The 2,965-nt window shown below is 70.4% G+C and carries 1 protein-coding gene; it reads left to right on the top strand.

The features are described 5' to 3' along the window. Nucleotides 1–2,965, top strand: a 2,965-nt coding sequence (locus IE287_RS38030; RefSeq protein WP_189854002.1) for an RHS repeat domain-containing protein, incomplete at both ends; no start/stop codon positions are given.

Below are 2,965 nucleotides of genomic sequence, written 5' to 3'. Positions count from 1 at the left end.
AGCAGGGCTGGCGCTGGAACCTCGACTACGTCGTCGACCCGCACGGCAACGCCATGGCCCTCTACTACACCAAGGAACAGGGCCACTACGCGCAGAACGGCAAGAAGGACGAGGCGAAGCCGTACACCCGCGGCGGCTACCTGAACCGCATCGACTACGGCCTGCGCGCCGGCGCCGTCCACACCACCGCCACCCCGGCCGGCCGCGTCGCCTTCACCACGGCCCCGCGCTGCACCGCCGCCGACTGCGCCTTCACCGAGGCCAACGCCGCCAACTGGCCCGACACCCCCGTCGACCTGGAGTGCACCCCCGGCAAGGAGTGCCTCCAGTTCGCACCCGCGTTCTGGTCCAAGCAGCGGCTGACGGCGATCAACACCTTCTCCCAGGTGGGCACGGCGCTGGAGCCGGTCGACACCTGGACGCTGGCCCAGTCCTTCCCGGGGACGGGCGACACGTCCACCCCCGCGCTGTGGCTGGACTCGGTACGGCGGACGGCCAAGGCCGGCCCCCTGCCCGACATCACGCTGAATCCGGTGACGTTCGAGGGCGCCCTCATGCCCAACCGGGTCGACGCCGCCGAAGGCCGTCCGCCCCTCAACCGCAAGCGCCTGACCACGATCACCAGTGAGACCGGCGGTCAGACCCTCGTCACCTACAGCGCCAAGGAGTGCACCGCGGGCGCCCTGCCGGCGGCGGACACGAACGCGAAGCGCTGCTACCCGTCCTGGTGGACCCCGGACGGCGCGGTCGACCCGGTGAAGGACTGGTTCCACAAGTACCTGGTCACCCGGATCGACGAGAACGACACGACGGCCGGCACCGGCTCGCCGTCGAAGGTCACCACCTACGAGTACGCGAACGGCCCGAACTGGCGCAAGGACACCGGCGAGTTCACCCTCGACAAGCACCGCACCTGGAACGACTTCCGCGGCTACGGCACCGTCCGCACCTACGTCGGCTCGACGAACCGCGTGAAGACCGAGAAGACGTACTTCCTCGGCATGGCGGGCGACACCCTCGCCGACGGCAGCCCGCGCCCGGGCCTGGCCGTCAACGGCGTCACCGACAGGGACGACTTCGCCGGCCGTACCGCCTCGACCGCCACCTACGACAAGGACGGCACCGGCGGCAAGATCGTCGCGAAGACCACGTACACCCCCTGGGAGTCCGCGGCGACGGCCACCCAGGCGGTCAAGGGCGTCACCGACCCCGACAAGCCGAACGACCCCGCGGCCACCCTCCCCGCCAGGACGGCCCGCCTGTCCGGCGTGACGAGCACGAAGGCGAGCACTCTCCTCGACAGCGGCGCATGGCGCACGCTCACCACGAGCCGCACGTTCGACGCCACCTACGGCATGACGCTGAGCGAGAGCGACGACGGTGCGGGAGTCGTGGAGGACCGTTGCACCTACACCGTCTACGTCGCGCCGGACACGACGGACTGGCTGATCGCCTATCCCAGTGAGGTCGTCACCACCGACAACACCCTCTGCCTGTCGAGGCCGGGAGAAACCCTCGGCCGGATCCGCACCTCCTACGACGGCAAGGCCCTGGGCGCCGCCCCGGACCCCGGCAAGGCCCACGTCACCAAGACCGAGCAGCTCGCCCGGTACGAGTCCGATCTGACGCCCGTCTGGGAGACCGTCTCCGAGACCACCCACGACCCGTACGGCCGCGTCCTCACCGCCAAGGGCCAGGACGGCCAGCCGGTCACGACCGCCTACACCCCCGCCACCGGCGCCCAGCCGACGACGGTGAAGGTCACGAACGTCAAGGCGCACACGACGTCCACCACCTTCGACGGCCTGCGTGGCCTCACGCTGACCAGCACGGACGCGAACGGCCGCACCACGACGAACGAGTACGACGCGCTCGGCCGGCTGACGAAGGGGTGGAGCGCCGGACGACCGAAGACCTCGACCCCCAACGCGACCTTCTCCTACACGCTTTCGTCCACCGCCCCGTCCACGGTGGTGACCAAGAGGCTCTACGAGGACGGGACGTGGGGAACCAGCGTCTCCTTCCACGACTCGATGCTGCGTGAGCGCCAGATGCAGGCGGACGCGACGGGAACGACCGGACGGGTCGTCTCGGACACGTTCTACGACGGTCACGGGCGCCCGTACCTGAAGAACGCCCCCTTCTACAACAGCGCCGCGGTGTCGACGTCCGCCATGTTCGTCGTCACGCCGAACCAGGTGCCGCAGGCCGTGCAGAACGAGTACGACGGCCGCGGCCGGATCACGGCGACCGCCCAGCTCTCGCTCAACGTCGAGAAGTGGCGCACCAGCACCGTCTACGGCGCCGACTGGACCGCCGTCGTCCCGCCCAGTGGCGACACCGCCACCCTGGCGATCTCGGACGTCCGCGGCCGCGTCGTCGAGCAGCGGCAGTACAAGGACCGGAACCCGGTCCCGGGCGCGGCGGCGACGCAGTACGAGAAGACGACCCGCACCTACGACGCGGCGGGCCGGCTCGCCTCCGCCACCGACACCTCGGGCCGCAACACCTGGCGCTACACCTACGACCTGCGAGGGAGGCAGGTGACGGTGACGGACCCGGACAAGGGTCTGAGCACCACCCACTACGACGCGAACGGCCGGGTCGACACCGTCACCGACCCGAGCGGGGTCCTGGCCACCACCTATGACGAGCTGGGCCGGAAGAGGACCGTACGGTCGGGGTCGGTGACCGGCGCGAAGCTGACGGAGTGGACCTATGACACCGCTCCGGCGGGCAAGGGCCTGCCGGCCACGTCCACGCGTTACGACTCCTCGGTCACGGCGAACGCCGCGTACACGGCGGCGATCACCGGCTACGACGGTGCGGGGAAGCCGACGGGCACCAAGGTGACCGTCCCGTCGGTGACGGGTGAGGAGCTGCTCGCCGGTACCTACACCGTGACGACGACCGCGACCGCGGTGAGCGGTCTGCCGGCGACGGCGGCCTACTCCACCACGAACGC

The sequence above is a fragment of the Streptomyces omiyaensis genome, from assembly GCF_014650895.1.
GTDB classification, from domain to species: domain Bacteria; phylum Actinomycetota; class Actinomycetes; order Streptomycetales; family Streptomycetaceae; genus Streptomyces; species Streptomyces omiyaensis.
Note: the sequence above shows the minus strand (reverse complement) of the source record. Positions and strands in the feature narration are given on the sequence as shown.